Annotated in this window: 19 protein-coding genes; 10 read left to right on the forward strand and 9 right to left on the reverse strand. The window is 71.7% G+C overall.

What is annotated here, in order from left to right; genetic code table 11:
• The first annotated feature begins 2 nt into the window (after nt 1-2).
• From ABD208_RS12590 to ABD208_RS12600, 3 genes are read left to right on the forward strand one after another with little or no spacing between them, the layout of a single operon-like run.
• Entirely contained in the window at nt 3-620 is a 618-nt protein-coding gene (locus tag ABD208_RS12590) for a dihydrofolate reductase family protein (RefSeq protein ID WP_344103302.1), read from the forward strand.
• 32 nt (nt 621-652) lie between these two features.
• Nucleotides 653-1,102, forward strand: a complete 450-nt coding sequence (locus ABD208_RS12595) for a helix-turn-helix domain-containing protein (protein ID WP_344103305.1) — start codon at nt 653-655, stop codon at nt 1,100-1,102.
• Nucleotides 1,102-1,656: a VapC50 family PIN domain-containing toxin gene (locus ABD208_RS12600; RefSeq protein WP_344103307.1), complete on the forward strand. Its 555-nt coding sequence runs from the start codon at nt 1,102-1,104 to the stop codon at nt 1,654-1,656. The genes ABD208_RS12595 and ABD208_RS12600 overlap by 1 nt, the downstream gene beginning before the upstream one ends.
• Nucleotides 1,657-1,757: 101 nt before the next feature.
• On the opposite strand, the gene ABD208_RS12605 is transcribed toward ABD208_RS12600, so the two are convergent.
• The 4 genes from ABD208_RS12605 to ABD208_RS12620 form a co-directional block, all read right to left on the reverse strand.
• The gene (locus ABD208_RS12605; protein WP_344103309.1) at nt 1,758-2,942 is read right to left on the reverse strand and encodes an NAD(P)/FAD-dependent oxidoreductase; all 1,185 of its coding nucleotides are present in this window, start codon (nt 2,940-2,942) and stop codon (nt 1,758-1,760) included.
• Between the two features lie 166 nt (nt 2,943-3,108).
• On the reverse strand, nt 3,109-3,654 hold the full coding sequence (locus tag ABD208_RS12610; protein ID WP_344103311.1) for a hypothetical protein: 546 nt from the start codon (nt 3,652-3,654) through the stop codon (nt 3,109-3,111).
• Nucleotides 3,655-3,806: 152 nt separating this feature from the next.
• A complete protein-coding gene (locus ABD208_RS12615) occupies nt 3,807-4,088 on the reverse strand; it encodes a hypothetical protein (RefSeq protein WP_344103313.1) in 282 nt (93 codons plus the stop codon).
• A gap of 43 nt (nt 4,089-4,131) precedes the next feature.
• Complete coding sequence (locus tag ABD208_RS12620) at nt 4,132-4,581, reverse strand: DUF4267 domain-containing protein (protein ID WP_344103315.1); 450 nt, start codon at nt 4,579-4,581, stop codon at nt 4,132-4,134.
• Between the two features lie 87 nt (nt 4,582-4,668).
• Between ABD208_RS12620 and ABD208_RS12625 the strand changes: the two genes are divergently transcribed.
• Together ABD208_RS12625 and ABD208_RS12630 are read left to right on the forward strand one after the other, a co-directional pair.
• On the forward strand, nt 4,669-5,274 hold the full coding sequence (locus ABD208_RS12625; protein WP_344103317.1) for a TetR/AcrR family transcriptional regulator: 606 nt from the start codon (nt 4,669-4,671) through the stop codon (nt 5,272-5,274).
• Between the two features lie 39 nt (nt 5,275-5,313).
• Nucleotides 5,314-7,824: a NucA/NucB deoxyribonuclease domain-containing protein gene (locus ABD208_RS12630; RefSeq protein ID WP_344103319.1), complete on the forward strand. Its 2,511-nt coding sequence runs from the start codon at nt 5,314-5,316 to the stop codon at nt 7,822-7,824.
• A gap of 77 nt (nt 7,825-7,901) precedes the next feature.
• Here the strand turns inward: ABD208_RS12630 and ABD208_RS12635 are convergent, their stop codons facing one another.
• Nucleotides 7,902-8,579: a TetR/AcrR family transcriptional regulator gene (locus tag ABD208_RS12635; RefSeq protein WP_344103321.1), complete on the reverse strand. Its 678-nt coding sequence runs from the start codon at nt 8,577-8,579 to the stop codon at nt 7,902-7,904.
• A gap of 119 nt (nt 8,580-8,698) precedes the next feature.
• On the opposite strand from ABD208_RS12635, the gene ABD208_RS12640 reads away from it, so the two are divergent.
• On the forward strand, nt 8,699-10,906 hold the full coding sequence (locus tag ABD208_RS12640; RefSeq protein WP_344103323.1) for an MMPL family transporter: 2,208 nt from the start codon (nt 8,699-8,701) through the stop codon (nt 10,904-10,906).
• Here ABD208_RS12640 and ABD208_RS12645 read toward each other — a convergent pair.
• Entirely contained in the window at nt 10,889-11,677 is a 789-nt protein-coding gene (locus ABD208_RS12645; RefSeq protein ID WP_344103325.1) for a hypothetical protein, read from the reverse strand. The genes ABD208_RS12640 and ABD208_RS12645 overlap by 18 nt on opposite strands.
• Nucleotides 11,678-11,739: 62 nt before the next feature.
• Nucleotides 11,740-12,018: a hypothetical protein gene (locus ABD208_RS12650; RefSeq protein WP_344103327.1), complete on the reverse strand. Its 279-nt coding sequence runs from the start codon at nt 12,016-12,018 to the stop codon at nt 11,740-11,742.
• Between the two features lie 178 nt (nt 12,019-12,196).
• Between ABD208_RS12650 and ABD208_RS12655 the strand changes: the two genes are divergently transcribed.
• The 3 genes from ABD208_RS12655 (at nt 12,197) to ABD208_RS12665 (ending at nt 16,971) form a co-directional block, all read left to right on the forward strand.
• On the forward strand, nt 12,197-12,844 hold the full coding sequence (locus tag ABD208_RS12655; RefSeq protein ID WP_344103330.1) for a hypothetical protein: 648 nt from the start codon (nt 12,197-12,199) through the stop codon (nt 12,842-12,844).
• A gap of 135 nt (nt 12,845-12,979) precedes the next feature.
• Nucleotides 12,980-14,122: a hypothetical protein gene (locus ABD208_RS12660; RefSeq protein WP_344103332.1), complete on the forward strand. Its 1,143-nt coding sequence runs from the start codon at nt 12,980-12,982 to the stop codon at nt 14,120-14,122.
• 272 nt (nt 14,123-14,394) lie between these two features.
• Nucleotides 14,395-16,971, forward strand: a complete 2,577-nt coding sequence (locus tag ABD208_RS12665) for an alpha-amylase family glycosyl hydrolase (protein ID WP_344103334.1) — start codon at nt 14,395-14,397, stop codon at nt 16,969-16,971.
• A 73-nt stretch (nt 16,972-17,044) separates the two neighbouring features.
• On the opposite strand, the gene ABD208_RS12670 is transcribed toward ABD208_RS12665, so the two are convergent.
• Complete coding sequence (locus ABD208_RS12670; RefSeq protein ID WP_344103336.1) at nt 17,045-18,274, reverse strand: sulfotransferase family protein; 1,230 nt, start codon at nt 18,272-18,274, stop codon at nt 17,045-17,047.
• A 213-nt stretch (nt 18,275-18,487) separates the two neighbouring features.
• On the opposite strand from ABD208_RS12670, the gene ABD208_RS12675 reads away from it, so the two are divergent.
• Nucleotides 18,488-18,682: a hypothetical protein gene (locus tag ABD208_RS12675; RefSeq protein ID WP_344103339.1), complete on the forward strand. Its 195-nt coding sequence runs from the start codon at nt 18,488-18,490 to the stop codon at nt 18,680-18,682.
• Nucleotides 18,683-18,736: 54 nt separating this feature from the next.
• On the opposite strand, the gene ABD208_RS12680 is transcribed toward ABD208_RS12675, so the two are convergent.
• Nucleotides 18,737-19,597 carry an SDR family oxidoreductase gene (locus ABD208_RS12680; RefSeq protein WP_344103341.1) on the reverse strand — a complete coding sequence of 287 codons (861 nt, stop codon included), beginning with the start codon at nt 19,595-19,597 and terminating at the stop codon, nt 18,737-18,739.
• Between the last annotated feature and the right edge of the window lie 204 nt (nt 19,598-19,801).

Below are 19,801 nucleotides of genomic sequence, written 5' to 3' on the forward strand. Positions count from 1 at the left end.
GCATGGCCCGTTCCGTGCTCGACATGTCCATGTCGCTCGACGGTTTCATCGCGGGGCCCGACGACGGCCCGGCGAACGGCCTGGGCACCGGCGGCGAGCGGCTGCACGCGTGGCTGTTCGACGGCGACCAGGTCCGGGAGACCGCCGGCACCCCGACCCTCCGGACCAGCGCGGAAAGCGTCCCGCTGGTCGACGAGATGCTGGCCACCGGCGCCGTGCTGACCGGGCGACGCACGTTCGACGCCGCCGGCGGCTGGGGCGGCGACCACCACGACGGCGTCCGCATCGAGGTGCTCACCCGCACGGGACCCGGCCCCGACGCCGTCCGGGGCCCGCACGTCCACTACGCCACCGACGGCATCGAGGCCGCGATGGCCCGGGCCAGGGCGGCCGCGGGCGACCGCGACGTCCTGGTCCACGGCGCGACGACCGCGCAGCTGGCACTCCGGGCCGGAGTCCTCGACGAACTCCAGATCCATCTCGTCCCGGTCCTGCTCGGCGGCGGCCGATCCCTCTTCGGCACCCTCGGCATCGAACCCCGCCACCTCGACGTCACACGCGTTGTCGACGCCCCAGGCGTCACCCACCTGCGCTACCACGTGACCAACCCGGACCCCTAGCACGTTCGAATTTTTCGTTTTACAGTGTGCCTATGGCGGTTCTGGATAACCACACCACGGTGCCCGACGCGGCTACGGGCGATGCACTGAACGCGCTCGCCGAGACGCTCGCGTCGCTGTCGCGCGCAGACATCGTCGGCGACGACGGGTCTCGTGTCGAGATGCCCGAGGATGTCGTCGCGCTTCTGCGGGACGCCGTCACGACCCTGGCGACTGGCAGGGCCGTTGCCCTGACAGTGGTCGACACGGTGCTCACGACGCAGGAAGTCGCGGACCTGCTTGGCGTCTCTCGTCCTACGGTGGTCCGGTTGCTCGACGAGGGGGAGATCCCGTACACGCGCCCCAAGAACCACCGCAGGATCCTCCTGGCTGACGTCCTGACCTATCGGGCACGCCTCCGCGCGATTCAGCGAGAAGCTTTGCGGGAAATGGCCGAAGATGTACAGGACGACGATCTCACCGGATTTGTAAGGACTCGCTAATGATGACGCACAGGGCCGTGATCGACACCTGTGTCCTGCTACCGATCACGCTCTGTGACACGCTCCTTCGGCTCGCCTACCGGGACGTGTTCGCCCCGCAGTGGACCGATCACATCCTCGCTGAGCTGGAACGGAACCTCGGCCCCGTGGCGCACCTCGACCAGGATGCCGTTGCACGCCGGGTCGGGACGATGCGCCGCGCGTTCCCGCTCGCCATGGTCACCGGATACGAGCCACTGATCGATCAGATGCGGAACGACCCGCGCGACCGGCACGTGGCCGCCGCAGCGGTCCACTCCGAGAGCAAGCAGATCGTGACGGCAAACCTCAAGGACTTTCCGGACCACGCCCTCGCCCCGTACGGGATCGCAGCCGTGCACCCGGACGACTTCTTGCTCTCGTTGCTCGAGAGCCGACCAGGTGAGGTCATCGCCGCGATACGGCACCAGGCCCAGAGCTACCGCAAACCACCGATGTCGGTCCCCGACCTCCTGGGCAAGCTCAAGCAGTTCGTCCCCGCCTTCGTCGACGACTTGTCTGCACTGACCTCATAACGGACCCGCAGGCCGGGACACCGGCACTTCGGACGTCGCTCACACGCCGGACGACGTCAGGCCACCTCCGCCGAACGCCGCGGCCGCCCCCGCCGTCCGGTCTACCGCATCCCCGCGCCGGCCAGCTTCAGGTACCGGATGCGGATGTCCTTCGTGACGAGCCGGTGCAGCTTCGACTGGCCCGGCCTGCGCGCCTCGCGCCGCAGTTCCTTGACCGTGCTGGCGCACACCAGCTCCTTGAGCCAGGCGCCGGACCGGCCGCTGCCGACGGAGCGCGGCGTCGCGCGGTCGTCCATGGTCGCGAGCTGGAACAGCCCGTCGCCCCGGCCGAGGCTCAGGCACTGCCCCGCGAAGACGACGTTCGCGGTGCGGGGCTCGCGGCCCTCGATCCCGGCCAGGACGGTGTCCGCGGCGATCGCGCCGAGCGGGAGCGCCGCCTGGCAACTCATGCGGAACGGGGCGTCCGACGGCGCGGCGGAGTCGCCGGCCGCGACGATCCGGTCGTCGTCGATGCTCGTCAGGGTCTCGTCCGTCAGCAGGCGCCCGGCGTCGTCGGTACTCAGCCCGCTGCGCCGCGCCAGGTCCGGGACGCCGAAACCGGCGGTCCAGACGGTCGCCGCGGCCGGGAGGGTGCGGCCGTCGGCCAGCCGGACGGCGTCGGGCATCACCTGCTCGACGCTCGCGCCGGCGCCCTGCAGCACGCTCACGCCGAGACGGGCGAGGCGCTCCCCCACGACGCCGCGGAGCCGCGGGTGCAGGTACGGCCCGAGCCGCTCGCCGCAGACCAGCGTCACGGCGCGGCCCTGCTCCGCGAGCTCGGCGGCGGACTCGATGCCGGTCGGGCCGGCGCCGACGACGACGATCGGCGCGCCCGGTGCGATCTCGTCGAGGCGGGCACGCAGGCTCCGGGCCTCCTCCACGGTCGAGAGCCGGTACGCGTGTTCGGCGGCGCCTGGCACGTCGGGCGTGGTGGACCGGCTGCCGACGGCGTAGACCAGCCGGTCGTAGCCGACGTGCTCGCCCGACGCGAGCGTCAGGTCCCGTGCCGGTGCGTCGATCCGCTCGACGGCGTCGACCAGCAGCCGCGCGCGCGGTGCGAGGACGTCCTCCAGGCGGTGGACGGCGCTGTGGTTGCCCGCGACGAGCTGGTGGAGGCGGATGCGCTCCACGAACTCGGCGCGCGGGTTGATCAGGGTGACGGCGACGTCGTCGCGCTGGGTGAGCCGGTTCGCGGCCAGCACTCCCGCGTACCCGGCTCCGATCACGACAACTCGGGTGCTGCTCATGGTGACTCCCATGCTGCTCGATCTGCTGTTACCCCTGACGACAGGAGACCACCAGCAGAACGTGACGGCCAGGGGACGTGACGTGACGCACAGCAACGGCAGCTTCCGACCGCTCACGTGGCGGATCCCTTCGGGCGCTGCACGGGAGTTCGAGATCATCGTGCTTTCAATCAGACCGCCGGTCCCAGAATGCGCTTGTCACACCGACAGCGATCAAGGCAACAACAAGCAGGGCCCACTCGTACCCAGGAACTGGTCGTACCTCAGGATCTGCTTTCGGGTACTTTTTCAGATGGGCGGCCTCCGCCTCAGCCAGACCGAGTTCTACCTGTTCCTCGAGCAACACCGTGATCGCTGGGTCGCCGACCGTCGCCGGGTCGTACACCACGCGAACGCGGTCACCCTCCTGAAATCCAGCATAACCGTCCGTGCCCAGCTGGACCTCTGCCGAGACCGGAGCGTCCACCCACAACATCACGGGTAGCTCGCGCCTTTCCATTGTGGCGTCCCCGTCATGCATGACGAGGTGCTCTGTGGTCGTAGCCCGGGCAGTCACCCGCGCGGTCGTCACGACCCCGACCTTGTCCAGGTGCTCTCGAAGTAATTCCTTGCCGCGACCCTCCAGGCGGAGATTAACAATCATTCCCACAATCACCAAGATGAAGACCAGAGCCACTCCGACAGCTCTCACGGCAACATTCACCCCCGTCATAATGAAATATTAAGAGCATTGCTCCGATCCGTGATCAATCCGAAGGTGTGGCGATCGCCGACAAAGACGAGGCCGCTCTCACAATCTTAGGTGCGCAGATGCGAAATCTGCAAGGAAACCCGCCCAATCGGACACCAGGCCGTCCGCCGTCGTCAGGCGTCGTGGCGGAGCAGCGTGGACCAGCAGGCGGGGGCTGGGGCGACCTCGTCCCAGGCCGCGTCGTCGAACTCCGGGGCCTCGAAGCCCTCGGTCAGGTCGTGCTGCCCCGCGCCCAGGCGGAACGCCCGGCCGCCGTCGAGCGAGAGCTCCGGCGCGCCGGAACGGAGCCGCGCGCGGGCGGGCAGTCGCCCGGAGCCGGGCGCCAGGGAGGTCAGGGCAGGTTCGGCGGGGTGGGTCGCGGGCGTCGTCGTCCGGCGGCTTCCGTGCACGTTCACGTTTTGACCGTACACGGACGCCGTCGAGCGGTGGCGCCATCCCTCAGCGAGCGGCCGGCACCGGCGCGCCGCGGTCCGTGTCGCGGTCGCCGTCCCGGGCACCGTCACGGGTGACGCCGCGCTGCTCGAGGAACAGCAGCGCCGAGGCGATCAGGACGAGGACGACGGCTGTGCCGTGGACCGCGAGCGCCTGGCCGACGGTGCCTCCGTGGGTCATCACCGCGATCATGTCGCCGGCCGGGATGACGGCGTCGACGAGGAGGACCCAGGCCAGCGCGCGGCGCTGTCCCTGGACCAGGAGCACGAGGGCGGTCAGCCCGTAGGCGATGTCCCGGACGCCTTTGACCGTGTAGTAGCCGGCGGCGTTGCCGGTGGGCCAGGGTTCGATGCCGAATCCGGCCGCGGCGCCGGCGCCCAGGACGAGGAAGTTCAGGCCGAAGAACAGCCCTGCGCAGACGGTCAGGGCGACGAGGACGGTGTTGAGGTGCTTCACGAGGGCTCCAGTTTCTAGCGGTGCTAGGTTTCGGGGCAACGCTACATCTACCGGCGATCGCCTGTCTAGCACTGCTAGGATCAGCGCATGGCCATCGAGGAGCGGCGGGAGCGGGAGCGCGCTCAACGGCACCGCCTCATCGTGCGGACCGCACGGGACATCGCCGAGTCCGAGGGGTGGGACGCCGTCACCGTGCGGCGCCTCGCGCGGGAGATCGAGTACAGCCAGCCCGTGCTCTACGGCCACTTCCCCGGCAAGGAGGCGATCGTCCGGGCGGTCGCGATCGAGGCGTTCGACGAGCTCGGCGAGCTGACCCGGGCGGCCCGCGCCGGGGCGGCGGATCCGCGGGCGGCGCTGCGCGCCCTCGCCGAGGCGTACCTGGCGTTCGCGGCCGCGCACCCGGCGCTCTACGAGGCCATGTTCGTGCGGCCGCTCGGCATCCCCTTCGGCACCGCGGAGACCCCCGCGCCCCTGCGATCCGCGTTCGCCGAGATCGTCGAGGTGGTCACCCCGTTCGCCGGCGGGACGGACACGGAGACCGCGACCGAGGTGCTGTGGAGCGGCCTGCACGGCCTGGCCACCCTGGGCACCGCCCGCCGGCTGCGCCCCGACCAGGCCGCCGACCGGCTGGACCGCTTCCTGACCGGCTTCACCGGCCCGCCCACAGGCTCACCTGCGGGCCCGCCGGCCTGAAGGGTAGACCGGGTGAATTTCGCACGATAATATCCGGGAATGCGTGAGCTCCGCGATATCGCCGGAACGAACGACCTGATGCTTTCGTACCGGTGGGTACGACGACGCGCGCGGGGAGCGTGGGCCGTCCTGCTGGCGGTCTGTGTCTCGATGTCGGTGCTGGTGTCGGTGCCCGCCGCCGGCGCTGCCCCCGCACCCGCCGGCGTCGGTCGCGTCACCACCGATGACGTACCCGGCCCGGGAACGCCCGCCGCCGACGTCGGCATCCTCGCGGAACCCAAGCGGACGCCGCCGGCGGAACCGAGCGGCGAGGACGTCGAGGACTGCCTGGCCAGCGACGAGGCGCACTCAGAGGCCGGACGCGTCTACAACCGGTTCATGTGGTGCCAGCGGTGGCACCACCACGCGGTACGCGGCGTGGCCGGTCGCGTCGTGGCGACGATGGAGATGGACTACTCGATCGTCGGGTACGGCCGCGACGACCAGCAGCGGTCGGTGGTGATCTTCTTCCGCGGCGACGACGTCGACTACTGGCCGACGCCGAAGGGGCAGATCCGGCCGACGTCCTACATCGAGCAGGGCATCTCGTGCCCCGAGAACCAGTGCGACGACACCGACTGGGAGCGCAAGCAGATCAAGGACTGGGTCGGCTCGTGGACCAGGTTCGAGGTCACCTCCGACCCCGCCTTCGGGAGCGGGCCTGACCAGGTGTCGCATGCCCCCTGGTTCTTCACCGGCACGCTGAACGATCCGGACTGGGGGTATCAGCTCACGATGGCGAACTCGGCCCGGCACAACATCCGGTGTGATTCCGCGGCCTACTTCCCGGGGAGGGAGGGCGCGTGCGTCTTCAACGACGTGATCCCCCGCTTCGAGCTATCGACCCGGGACCCGCTGGTCGACGAGGTGTCGGAGCACATCAGATGCGCGCAGGCGGAGCCGAACTGCTATCGCGACGGCGCCCGGCACAACACCTACCCGTACTTCGACGGCAAGACGATCCCGGGGGAGTACGTCTCCGGAGAGCCCCGCGCCGGAGCACTGCACCGGATCTCACCAGAGGAGGCCGAGGCGAACCGAAAGGTCGTGCAGTCGACGTGCGGCAAGGCGCCGACCAGTGTCTATGACCCGGCCGCCGGTGAGCAGTGCGACGAGTACCCGATGGCCTCGACAGCGGAGGGCGCGGCCCACGGGGCCGAGGACTACTCCGTGGAGGGGGTCTCCGCGGACGACAACGAATGCGCGGGCACCGCCCTCCAGCACTACTACCGCAAGGACCGGATCCTGCGGTCCTACCGCGCCCAGACCGGCACCTTCATCCACCAGGACGACTTCTTCGTGCACGTGGGCGAGAAGGATGAGGTGGTCACCGCCACGTGCGAGCCGTTGCTCGGGCTGAGCCCGGGCGGCTGCGGCAGCACGGCGGCCGGTGCGTCCGACGACGTGGGGGTCCTGTGCTTCCCCCGCCCGCCCCACCCCGACGATCCCCCGCCCCCGGTGAACCAGCCGCCGCACGTGGACGCGGGGCCGGACCGGACGACGCCCGAGGGCACGCCGGTCGGCCTCACGGGAACGGTGACCGATCCGGAGGACGATCCCGCGGTGTCCTGGTCCTACGGCCAGGGCGAGCAGTTCGACCCCGGCGCGGCCTGCGCCCTCGGCACGCCCGGCTCGACGGCCACCACCTTCGTGTGCGACGACGACGGCGACGCCGTCGTGGCCCTGACCGCCGACGACGGCCACAACCCTCCGGTCACGGACCCGGCCTTCGTCCAGGTGACGAACGTGGCACCCAGCTCGGGCATCACGGCGCCCGCCGCCGGCGAGCTCGTCAACGCGAGAGTGCCGGCGCCGGTCACCGTGGCCTTCACCGACCCCGGGGCGAACGACACCCACTCCTGTGCGGTCGACTTCGGCGACGGGACGCCCGCGGTTCCCGGGACGGTGAGCCAGGAACGCGGTCGCGGGACGTGCACCGCCTCGCACACGTACGGTTTCGACGGGCTGGGGCCGCGCACGATCACCACGACCGTCACCGACGACGACGGCGGTGCCGACGTGCGGTCGGTCGACGTGGTGGTGTTCGTCCCCGGAGCGGGACACGCGCTGTCCGCGGACGGGACGATCGACGTCGGCCGCACCCCCGACGTGCGATGCCCGCCGGACGACGAACAGGCCGCCGCGAGTCTCGGCACCCCGGTCGCGGACCTCCGCGCGCTCGCCGTCTCGTGCTCGGTGAACACGACCAGCGGCCGGACCGAGGTGCACTCCGAGGTCGGCGACGTCGCCCTGCTCGGCGGGCTGGTCCGGATCGAGGACATCGTCAGCACGTGCACGGCCGACGCCGCGGGGATCGTCCGGACCTCGGCCGTCGGCACGATCAACGGGATCCCGATCGGCACGGGAACGGGCTCGCTCTCGGTGCTCGGGCTCGTCGAGATCCACTACAACGAGCAGACCATCGACCCGGAGGGACGCCTGGTCCAGAACGCGATCCGCGCCGTCGCCCTCGGGCAGGAGATCACCGTGAGCTCGTGCAGGCTCGGCTGACCGGGCGGTCATCACGACGGTGACCTCGCGGGCGCGGCCCCGGGACGACGTCCCGCGGGCCGCGCCGGGGTGGTCGGTCAGACCGGGCGTTCCCCGGCCAGGTCCGCCTGGCGGCGCAGGTAGCTCACCACCACCGTGTGCAGCTCGGCGATCATCGCCTCGCGCTCACGCCCGTCGTCGGCGCCCGTGACCAGCGGGATCATGCCTCGCACGAGCTGGATCGAGACCGTGGCGACCCGCGCCACCTCCCCGTCCGGGCGGCCGGGCAGGAGCCGGCCGACGAGTTCGGCGACCCGGCCGTGGATCGCGGCCTGCACGGGCGCGACGGCGTCGCGCAGCCCGGCGGGCATGTCGGTACGGGCGAACAACGCCTTGAACCCCGGGTGGGCCAGGTTGAACGCGACCAGCGGGCCGAGCACGTCCGCGGCCAGCTCCTCCAGGTCCTGGCCGTCGCCCGGGTCCCCCACGGTCCCGAGCTCGGCCCGCAGGGTCTCGAGCCGGGCCGCGTAACGTTCCGCGAGCGCCCGGGCCACCTCGTCCTTGTTGCCGAAGAACTGGTACAGCGAGCCGGGCGACACCCCGGCGCGGGCGGCGATCGCGTTCGTGGTCGTCGCGTCGTAGCCCTGCTCGCCGAACACCTCGGCCGCCGCGTGCAGGATCTCCTCGATCCGCTTCTGCCCGCGGGCCTGCCGGCGCCGCACGGGCGCGCCGTCGCCGGCCTCCGCCGTCCCGGTCGTCCCCGTCGTCCCGCCCATGGCGCGCACACCTCCGTCCCGCCGACACTCGACAATGCGAGTAATCGCTCGTATTCTCGGTCGCGAACCTCGGATCGCGAGCATTCGCTCGCATCAGCCTAGCAAGCAGCGGAGACACCATGACGAACCTTCCCCGGGCGGCGTCCGCCCTCGAACGCCTCGCCGACGTCCTGTACTGCAGGCGCCGCACCGTGCTCGTCGCCGCGTGCGCCGCTCTCGTGGCGTTCGGCGTGGTGGCGGCGGGGGCGATGTCGTCCTTCGTGCTCAGCCGCTGGGAGGCGCCCGGCACCGAATCGGTCGCCGCGCAGGACCTGCTGCGCCGGGAGTTCGGCACCGGCAACGCCAACGTGGTGCTGCTGGTCTCGGCGCACGCCGGCGACGTCGACGCCCCGGACGTGGCCCGCTCCGCGAGCGCCGTCGCCGGCGACCTCGCCCGGGAGCCTGCCGTCGCCGAGGTCTGGTCCTACTGGTCCACGGGCGATACGACCATGCGCAGCGAGGACGGCGCGTCCGCGCTCGTGCTCGCCCACGTGACCGGTGACGCCACCGCCGCGCGGGCCGAGATCGCCCGCTACATCCAGGAGTTCACCCGGGACGACGGCACGGTCGCCGTGCGCGTGGCCGGGCCCGAGGCGGCCTCCACGCAGATCGGCGCGCAGGCCGCGCAGGACCTCGTCCGCGCGGAGCTGATCATCGTCCCGCTGATGCTGGTGCTCCTGACGATCATCCACCGGCGGGTGAGCGCCGCCCTGCTGACGCTCGGCGTGGGCGTGTTCTCCGTGGTCCTGACCCTGGCGGTGCTGCGGGCCCTGACCTCGCTGGTCGAGATCGCGACGTTCGCGGCCAACATCGTGCTCGTGATGGGCATCGGGCTGGGGGTGGACTACTGCCTGTTCGTCATCTCGCGGTTCCGTGAGGCGCTCGGTCGCGGCGCGCAGGTGCGGGCGGCGCTGCGGGAGACGCTCGGTACCGCGGGCCGCACCGTGATCCTCAGCGGCCTGACGGTCGCCGCCTCGGTGGCCGTGCTGGCGGCGCTCCCGTTCCCGTTCCTGCGCTCGTTCGCGTACGCGGGCGTGGCGACGGTGCTCACCGCGGCGCTGGGTGCCCTGGTGGTGCTGCCCGCGGCGCTCGCCGTGCTGGGCGAGCGCTGGGCCCGGCGCGGGGTGGTGCTCCCGGCGCCGCGGCCGGTCGAGGCCGGCGGCTGGTACCGGCTGGGGCTGCACGTGATGCGCCGCCCGGTGGTGTGGGGTACGGCCGCGCTCCTGGTGCTGCTCGCCGCGGCGGCGCCCGTCGCGGTGCTGCGGGTCGGGGTCCCGGACGACCGGGTCCTCGCCCAGGGCTCCTCGGTGCGCGACACCTACGACCTGATGCGGCGGGACTTCGCCACCGAGCCGCACGACGCGCTCCAGGTCGTCGGGACGGCCGCGGCCCCGCCGTCGGACGGCGCCGTCGCGGCCTACGCCACCGAGCTGTCGCGCCTGCCGGGCGTGATCCAGGTCGGCTCGGCCGCGGGGGTCTTTCGCCGCGGCGAGCCGGTGACCGGCGGCCGCACCGAGGCGACCGGTGACAGGCTCGACGGCGGGACGCACCAGCGCCTGGAGGTGGTCCTGGCCCGGGACGCGCTGGAGGCGGGCGCCGGCGAGGCGGTGGCCGGGGTGCGCGCCGCGCCGTCGCCGTTCGACGACGTCCTGGTGGGCGGCTACCCCGCGCAGCTCGCCGACTTCCGTGCCGTGCTGCTGGACCGGCTGCCGCTGGTCGGCGGCCTGATCCTCGCGATGACCTTCGTGGTGCTGTTCGCCCTGTCCCGCAGCGTGGTGGTGCCGCTCAAGGCGACCCTGCTCAACCTGCTCAGCATCGGCGTCATGTTCGGCGTGCTGACCCTCGTGTTCCAGGAGGGCCTGCTGGCCGGGGTCATCGGGTTCACGCCCGTGGGCACCCTCGACCCGGCGTTCCCGATCCTGATGTTCTGCCTGGTCTACGGGCTGTCCATGGACTACGAGGTGTTCATGGTGTCCCGCATCCGGGAGGAGTACGAGCGCACCGGCGACAACCGGCGGGCGGTGCTGGCGGGACTGCAGCGCAGTGCCCCGCTCATCACCGCCGCCGCCGTCACCCTCGCCGTCTCGTTCGGCGTCTACGCCACCGGGTCGGTCATGTACCTGCAGATGATCGGGATCGGCACCGCCGTCGCCATCCTGGTGGACGCCACGGTGATCCGCGGGATCCTGGTGCCCGCCCTCATGCGGCTCGCCGGGGACGCGAACTGGTGGGCGCCGTCGTGGCCCGGCACCCGCCGGAGGCGTCTCACGTCACGGCACCCGAGGTGAGGCCGTTCCCGCCTCAGAACCGGCCGCGTGGCAGGCGAGCAGGGTGACAGCGATCAGCGCGGCGGCCCGGAGGACGGCGACGACGGGCCACGCCGGATGCGCCCCCGCCGCGATCAGGCCGATCAGCGCCCAGACCATGTCGAGCACCAGCGCGCCTGCCAGGAAGCCGGCCACGCGCAGGCCGCGCGGACCACCCGTGCACAGCAGGATCACGAGTGCCACGGTGACCGCGGGGACGACGACGGCGTCGGCCACCAGGGTGACGAACACGCCGGGCGGCTGCTCGAAGAGGTAGAACACCGGCCCCACCGTGCCCAGCAGCGTGTGCACGCCCCACCAGATCGCGGCGGCGGCGAGGAAACCCGCGCCCACCCGGCGCCAGAGCCGCCGGCCCGTCTCCGTCTCGGCCAGAGCGATGGCCAGGCCTGCGTCGATGAGCACGACGGCGATCGTCAGTTCGTCCACGGAGGCAGGCAGGTCCGCGCCCGAGGTCTCCGCGAACCCGATGGCGGTAGTCCATGCCGCGGTCAGCACGAGTGCGGCCATGACCACGAGCCGCCGCCCGAGCAGGACCAGCGCGACCGACGCCACCACCACGGGGAGGACCAGCACCCCCGCCAGCGTGACGACGACCTCGGGCAAGGAGGCCCCGTCGACCTCGGCCGCCTGGGCCGGATCCGCGACCCTCCCGATCAGCAGCAGCACCGGCTGCACGGCCACGAGCACCACGGCGAGCAGTGCAGCCCTCGAGCCGGCCATCCGAAGATTCACCGGCGAAGCATACCGATACCAGCCCGAACCGGACAACGAACGGCCGCCGGGCCTGGGGTGTGTCAGGCGTCGAAGGTGTCGATCACGTCCGGCTCGCCGTCGCCCGTCGTGTCGACCCCGATCGTCTCGACACCGGCCGCCACCTCGCGGACGACGTCCGGGTGGCCGTCGCCGTCCGTGTCGTGGAGCTCCAGGTCGGGGACGCCGTCGCCGTCGTAGTCCTCGTACTGGGCGTCGACGACACCGTCGCCGTCCGTGTCGCGGGTCTCGACGTCGGTGACGCCGTCACCGTCCAGGTCGTGCTCGCCCGGCTGCTGGGACAGGAACTCGGACTCGGACATGCGGTTCTCCTCGGTCGGTGGGTCCGTCGACCCGGTCGGTCGGTGCTCATCATCGCATCCGCGCGGGGGCGCGCCCGCGCGGGGGCGGACGACGACGCCGCGCGCCCCTCACCATTTCTCCACCGGTGAATGCGCAGGTAGAGCCAACCTCACCGCCCCCGCCCGCGTCTTGGAAGGCATGAACGACACACGCACGATGCGCTCCAAGGTCCTGTCCGCCGGCCTCGCCGTCGGACTCCTCGCGACACCCGCGGCGATCGCCGTCGCCGGTGCCGCACCCGCCGCGGCCTGCTCCCCGGCCGCGCGCGTCGCCGCCGCCGACACCCCGGCGGACTGCGACCCCGTCGGCACGCCCATCACCCTCGGCGAGCCCACCCCGGGCGCGACCGACGGCTGGCAGGCCACCGCCACCAACGGCGTCGGCTACCAGCTCCCCGCCGACTGGACCGGCCGGGCGATCTCCGGCGACGGCGGCGACGGCCACGAGTGGGAGTCGCCCGAGGTCGCCGTCTCCGACGAGTTCGGCGACCTGCACTGGCGGGTCCTCGTCCAGTCCCCGTTCTTCGACCAGCGGATGCCCCGGCCGGCGGAGCTGAACCGGCTCGGGTTCCACGCCTCGTACGTCGAGGTCGAGGGCGCCTCGAAGGCCGTGCTCGTCGCCGCGCAGACCGGCCACTGGGCCGACGCGTCCGTCGAGACCATCGACTTCCAGCTCTTCGTGAAGTCGGCCGAGACGCGGGTCGTCACCCGCTTCATGGGCGAGCTGCCCGCCGGCGAGGAGGGCCAGTTCCTCCTCGACAACTTCGTCCCCACCGTCCAGCCCTGATCCGCTGACCCGTGCGGCGGGTCCGGGCCGGGAGTCTCCCGGCCCGGGCCCGCCGCACTGCGGCTCTCACCTGGTCGCAGATTTCACCTGGTCACAGGGTTTCCTGGGAGCGAGCTGCGGCCCTAGCCTCGGCTCGTGGAGTGGTGGGAGTCCTTCGTCGGGGACATCGGGTTCGGGGACCTCGAGCCGTTCCTCGGCGAGCTCGGACCGGACGAGCTGGGCGGCATCCTGCGGATCGCCGCGGCGGCCGTAGGCATCTACGTCACGTACAAGGTGGTGCGGTGGCTCGTCGGCGCGGCCGACGGCGTGATCGGGTTCGTCCGCACCAAGATCCGGGAGCGAGCCTGGCGCGACCCGGGCCAGCTGAGCACCTTCGTCTCGCTCGTGCTGCTCGTGGTGGCGTACGGCCTGTTCCCCGGCGAGCAGGTGGATCCGGCCGATCAGGCGAGCCGCCTGGTCACCGATCTCCTCGGCACGATCGCCCCGGCCGCGATCCTCACGCAGACGATCGTCCTCGGCGTGAGCTGGCTGCTGCTCGCCTGGCTCAGCGGGGTCCGCGGCCCGGGCCTGCGGGGACCGTTCGTCGCCGTGATCGGCGGCACCGCCTTCCTCGCGCTGATGTTCGTGCTGTCGGTGGTGCCGTTCGCGCTCACCGGCGGGAACGCCCGGGTGCTCGGCGACCTCAACGCGTACGTGTTCGGCGGGCTGCTCGTCCTCGGTGTCCCGGCCGCCCTCGCCCTGGACCGCATCCTGCGGAAGCGGGGTGCGCAGGCCCGAAGCCTGGTGTACGGCGTCATCGCCCTCGTGCTGCTCACGGTGGTGCTCGCGCTCCCCACCGCCTGGATCTACGCCTCGACGGCGTCCGAACCGTCCGTTCCCGGTCTGCTCGGCGCCGTCCTGCCGATCGCGTCCTACATCTTCCTCTTCCTGTGCTTCGGCTTCCGCCTGTCGCTCGACGGCCACATCGAGGAGAGCGGCGCCCCGCCCGTCGTCGGGCACCTCATCGACCTGTGCGGCGCCGTCACGGCCTCCGCGATCTCCCTGACCGGGCATCCCGCCCTGGAGGTCGTCCTGGGCACCGTGCCGGCGATCGTCGTCGGCATCCTGCCGGGTCTCGCGGTCGCCGCGATGATCGCGGCGGTCCACCTCCGCGGGGCCCGGGACACCCCGCGCCTGCGCACGAGCATCGCCGTCGCCGTCGGGCTCGGCCTCCTGGTCGTCCCGCTGCGCGAGCTCCTCCTCGCGGCGGACCTCGCCGCCGTCCTCCCCCTCGGCTGAGGCGCCTGAGCCCGTCACCAGGGCGAACCTCTCACCACGGCGTGGTGGTCCCCGGCGTGCGGTCGTGCCGACCGGCAGGTCCGCCGCGCCCCTTCCCCGCTACGTCCGTGCCGGCTCTGTACACGTGGATGTCCGGTCTGTACGATCCTGCAAGACGTGCTGCAAGTTTCTGAAATCTTGCTACGCCGCAGCTCCGGGCCGCCGCAGTGTCGTGGCCGCCGGGCACGAAGCATCCGGTCGCGACGGCGCGACCGGTGAGGGAGGACAGGATCATGTACGGATCACTGCTCGCGAAGAGGCGAGCTGCCGCAGGGCCGCGCATCGGCGCACGATCGCGGGTGGCCGCGACGAGGCGAGCGGTCGCCGCGGTGCTCGCCGCCACGATCGCCGCACCCGTGGCCGCGCTGGCGGGGATACCCGCCGCCGGGGCGCAGAACGCCGTGACGACCGTGTACTACAAGGACCGGGCGGAATGGGCCCTGACCAACATCCACTACGGCGTCGACGGGCAGTCGTGGACCGCCGTCCCCGGCCACCCGATGACGAAGGCCTGCGACGGCTGGCTCCGCTACGACATCGACCTCGGCCCGGCCTCGGGCGTCCAGCTCACCTTCAACAACGGCCAGGGCTGGTGGGACAACAACCGCGGTGCGAACTACCGTGCGGGCGCCGGGATCGTGCGGGTCGCCGACGGTGTCCTGACGACCGGCACCGCACCGTGTGCCGCACCCAGCCCGACGCCGTCGGCCACGAACCCGACGACGAGCCCGAGCCCGACCACCTCGCCCAGCCCCAGCCCGACCCCGTCGTCGTCCCCGGGCACGACGCCGACGCCCTCCCCGACACCGACCTCGAGCGCCCCCGCCGGCGCACCGCTGGGCGGCGACCCGCGCGAGGACTCGATCTACTTCGTGATGACGGCGCGGTTCAACGACGGCGCGGCGGCGAACAACCGCGGCGGGTCGCAGCACGTGGCCTCAGGGAACGCAGCGAACGGCGATCCGATGTTCCGCGGCGACTTCCAGGGGCTGGTGGACAAGCTCGACTACGTCAAGGCGCTGGGGTTCTCGGCGATCTGGATCACGCCGGTGGTGCTGAACCGGTCGGACTACGACTTCCACGGGTATCACGGCTGGGACTTCTTCCGGGTGGACCCGCGGCTGGAGAGTCCGGGGGCGTCGTACCAGGAGCTGATCGACGCGGCGCACGCCGAGGGAATCAAGATCTACCAGGACGTCGTGTACAACCACTCGTCGCGCTGGGGCGCGAAGGGGCTGTTCACGCCGACCGTGTGGGGTGCGCGGGACGGGCAGTGGGACTGGATGTACTCGGCGAAGGAGGCGGGACGCGGGTACGACCCCCTGGAGGAGCACGACGGCGCCGATCCGGCGCTGACGCCGGCGCAGAACGCGCTCGCGAAGGGCCGTCCGTACAACGGGGACCTGTGGTCGACGACGGCGCCCGCGGGCACCGCGTGCGCGAACTACGGCGCGCCGACGGGTGGCTACAGCCGGGAGGGCTTCGCGCTGCACCACTGCCAGTGGCCGTCGCCGACGTCGGGGATGTTCCCGGCGGACCGGTACCACCGGTGCTGGATCGGGAACTGGGAGGGCAAGGACGCGCAGGACTGCTGGCTGCACGAGGACCTGGCGGACCTGAACACCGAGAACGCCGTGGTGCAGCAGTACCTGATCGACGCGTACAACAGGTACATCGACATGGGCGTGGACGGCTTCCGGGTGGACACGGCCGTGCACGTCCCGCGCGTCATGTGGAACCGGCACTTCCTGCCCGCGATCCGCGAGCACGCGGTGGCGACGCACGGGGCCAAGGGAAACGACTTCTACGTGTTCGGCGAGGTCGCGGCGTTCGTGCACGACAAGTGGAACCGCGGGTCCGTGAACCACTCGGCGCAGTTCTACACGTGGAAGGAGCGGCGGGAGTACTCGCTCGACGACGTCGTGGCGGCGGCCGAGCAGTTCGAGTACGAGAACCTGCAGGGCACGGGCAACCAGCCGACGTCGGACAACGCGTTCCTGACCGGAACGGACGGGAACACGTACCACGCGCCGGACCACTCGAGGTTCTCGGGCATGAACGTGATCGACATGCGCATGCACATGAACTTCGGGGACGCCGGGAACGCGTTCTGGGCGGGGAAGGACTCGGACGACTCGTACAACGACTCGACCTACAACGCCGTGTACGTGGACTCGCACGACTACGGGCCGAACAAGTCCACGGTGCGGTACGACGGCGGGACGGACGCGTGGGCCGAGAACATGGCCCTGATGTGGACGTTCCGCGGGATCCCGACGCTGTACTACGGGTCGGAGATCGAGTTCCGGAAGGGCAGCCGGATCGACTGCGGGCCGACGTGCCCGCTCGCCACGACCGGGCGGGCATACTACGGCGACCATCTGGCGGGGTCGGTGACGGCGAGTGACTTCGGGGTGGTGTCGAGCGCGTCGGGGGCGGTGGCGCAGACCCTCGCGCAGCCGCTGGTCAAGCACGTGCAGCGGCTCAACCTGATCCGGCGGGCCGTGCCGGCCCTGCAGAAGGGGCAGTACTCGACGGTGGGCGTGACCGGATCGACGGCGTACAAGCGGCGGTTCACCCAGGGGTCCACGGACAGCTTCGTGCTGGTGACCGTGTCCGGCGGGGCGACGTTCTCGCGGATCCCGGACGGGACGTACGTCGACGCCGTGACGGGCGACCGCCGCACGGTCTCGAACGGGACCCTGACGGTCGCGGCCCCGGGCAAGGGCAACCTGCGCGCGTACGTCCTGGAACTGCCGGGCAACCCGGCCCCCGGGAAGGTCGGCGCCACGGGTCCGTACCTGAGGTAGCCGGGCTCCGTGTCGTGCCCTCCGCCGCGGCCGGTGGCCGGGTGCCGCGGCGGAGGGCATCACCCGGGAACGGTCAGAGGTCGGCGGCGGGCTTGGCGTCCAGGACGTCCATGGTGGACAGGAGGCGGAGGTAGTCGGCGAAGGTCTCCTGGACCTGGTCCGGGGTGAAGCCGTAGCGGGACAGGTCGTAGCGGTGCGGCTTGGCGCCCGCCGGGCGGGCGATCACCTGGGCGAGCTTCTCGGCGTCGGCCGCGGTCCAGGTCGCGCCGATCGCCTCGTAGAGGCGCGGCACCTCGGTGTGGGGGTCCGCGGCGAGCGTGTGGTACGGCACGTCCACGAGGGACGACGGCGGCAGGTCGAGCCGCGCCTCGAGCGCGTTACCCAGCCAGGTGACCATCCAGTTCATGACCACCTGGCCCACCTCCAGCGGGTCCGGGTCCTTCTGGTACATCGCCCAGCCGGTCTCCACCAGGCTGCACGCCGAGGCGACGACGGACGACGGGTCGCGGTGCGTCCACACGAACGTCGCGTCCGGGAACACCTCCCGGATGGTCGGCATGTCGTTGAGGTGCCCCGGGTACTTCAGGATCCACCGCTTGGGCTCCCGCCCGTGCTGCAGCACCTTCAGCGCGTCGTGCACGAACCGGTAGTCCGCGGTCAGGTCCGCCGCGGGGCGCTGCTCGAACCACTCGACGTAGGGCGCGAGGGTGCCGAACATCCCCGCGTAGAAGGGGCCGTGCGGCAGGAGCCACAGGGTCTCCTCGGGCATGCCCGCACCGGTGGGGTGCATGTTCTTCATGTCCGGCGCGAGCAGGCCGGTGACGACCTTGCTGCCCCGGTCCATCATCCTGATCTGCTTCTCGGCGCGCTCCCGGTTCTCCAGGTCCGTCCAGCTCATCTCCCACAGCAGCGGGCCGCGATGGGCGGCCGACGCCGCGAGCACCCGGTGGGTGAGCGTCGTGGCCGTGCGGGGCAGCCCGAGCACGAACACGGGATTCTCGATCCGCTCCCCCGCGATCCCGGGGTGCTCGGCCAGCAGGCGCCGGACGCGGAGCTTGTTCGCGTAACGGCCCTTGAGGTCGGTGAGCGCCAGGGTCCAGCCCAGCGGCGTGAGCCGGGGCTCGGCCGCGACGGCCCGGACCAGGACGCCGAGGCCGTCGGCGTACGCCGGGTCCTGGGTACCGGCGTCCTGCTCGATCTGCGCGACGGCGTCGGCCCAGGTCCGGACGGGATCCTCGCGTCCCTTGACGACCGGTGCGAGGAGCGTGTTGACGACCTTCGAGGCGCGGGTGGTGCGGCTCACGATGTTTCCTTCCGGGGAACGTCTCTGACGTGGCCGAGACTGCCGGATATTTCGACCGGTGTCCAAGATTCCCGGCATGCAGATGCCCCGTGGCCTGCGATGCGTCTTTACCAGGCGGCCGCCGGACGAGCATCTTGACTCCTTGGTCAAGAGGCCCGGGCTTGCGCCAGACCCCTACGTTCGCCTCGTCCGCACACGACGAAAGGAATCCAGGTGCACCACAAGATCCTCAACAGCGCCATGGAAGCCGCGAAGGCCGGTCTGCGCATGAAGCGCATGCACGTCGAGTTCTGGTTCATCGAGTGCCCCTGCGGCTGGAGCACGAAGATCCACACCCCGAGCCAGAACCCGGGTGAGGAGGCCGCCAAGATCGACCGGATCTTCGGCGAGCACCGCGCCCATCTCTGACCCGGCGGCGAGCGGCCGGGAACGACGGGCCGGCGGCCCGCCGTTCCCGGCCGGTCAGAAGACCGGGCGGCCGCCCGTGACGCCCAGCACCGTCCCGGAGACGTACGACCCCGTGACCGGCGAGGCCAGGAAGACGAAGGCCGGGGCGACCTCGGCCGGCTGGCCCGCGCGGCCCAGCGGGGTGTCGGCGCCGAAGGTGCCGATCTTCTCCGCGGGCTGCGTCGCCGGCTGCAGCGGCGTCCAGATCGGGCCGGGGGCCACCGCGTTGACCCGGATGCCCCGCGGGCCCAGCTCCGCGGCGAGGTTCACCGTGATGTTGTTGATCGCCGCCTTCGTGGCCGCGTAGTCCAGCAGGGCGTTCGACGGCTGGTACGCCTGGATGGACGAGTTGTTGATGATCGCGCCGCCCTCCCCCAGGTGCTCCAGGGCCGACTGCGTCACCCAGAACAGCGCGTACAGGTTGGTCTTGAGCACGCGGTCCAGCTCGTCGGTGGTGATGTCGGCCATCGACTCGCGGCGGGCCATCTGGTAGCCCGCGTTGTTCACGAGGACGTCGAGCCCGCCCAGCTCGATCGCGGCGCGGTGGACGACGCCGCGCGCCGTGGCCTCGTCCCGCAGGTCGCCGGGCAGCAGCACGCACCGCGCCCCGGCGTCCTGCACCCACTGGGCCGTGACAGCTGCATCCATCTCCTCCTCGGGCAGGTAGGACAGGGCGACGTCGGCCCCCTCCCGGGCGAAGGCGATCGCGACCGCGCGGCCGATGCCGGAGTCGCCGCCGGTGATCAGCGCCCGCTGCCCGGCGAGCTTGTCGCTGCCCACGTAGCTGCCCTCGCCGTGGTCCGGCACCGGGTCCATGTGCTCGGTCAGGCCGGGCGGGTCCTGCTGCTGGGGCGGGAACTCTGTCTCGTCGCTCATGACGTCCTCCGGGAACCGATGCGGGTGGTTGCTGTCTGGGGGCGTGCGTCGCGGCGGGGTGACCGTGCCCCCACCGTAGGCCGGGCCCAGGTCACTCGCATGGGCGGGAGACCGGGACGGGCGCCCGCGGGCCGTGTGCGAGCGGCGGTACCCGGGGTTACGTTGAGAAGGCCGACCACCACGACCCGAGGAGGACGACATGGG

The organism is Myceligenerans crystallogenes (genome assembly GCF_039529775.1).
Lineage (GTDB): Bacteria > Actinomycetota > Actinomycetes > Actinomycetales > Cellulomonadaceae > Myceligenerans > Myceligenerans crystallogenes.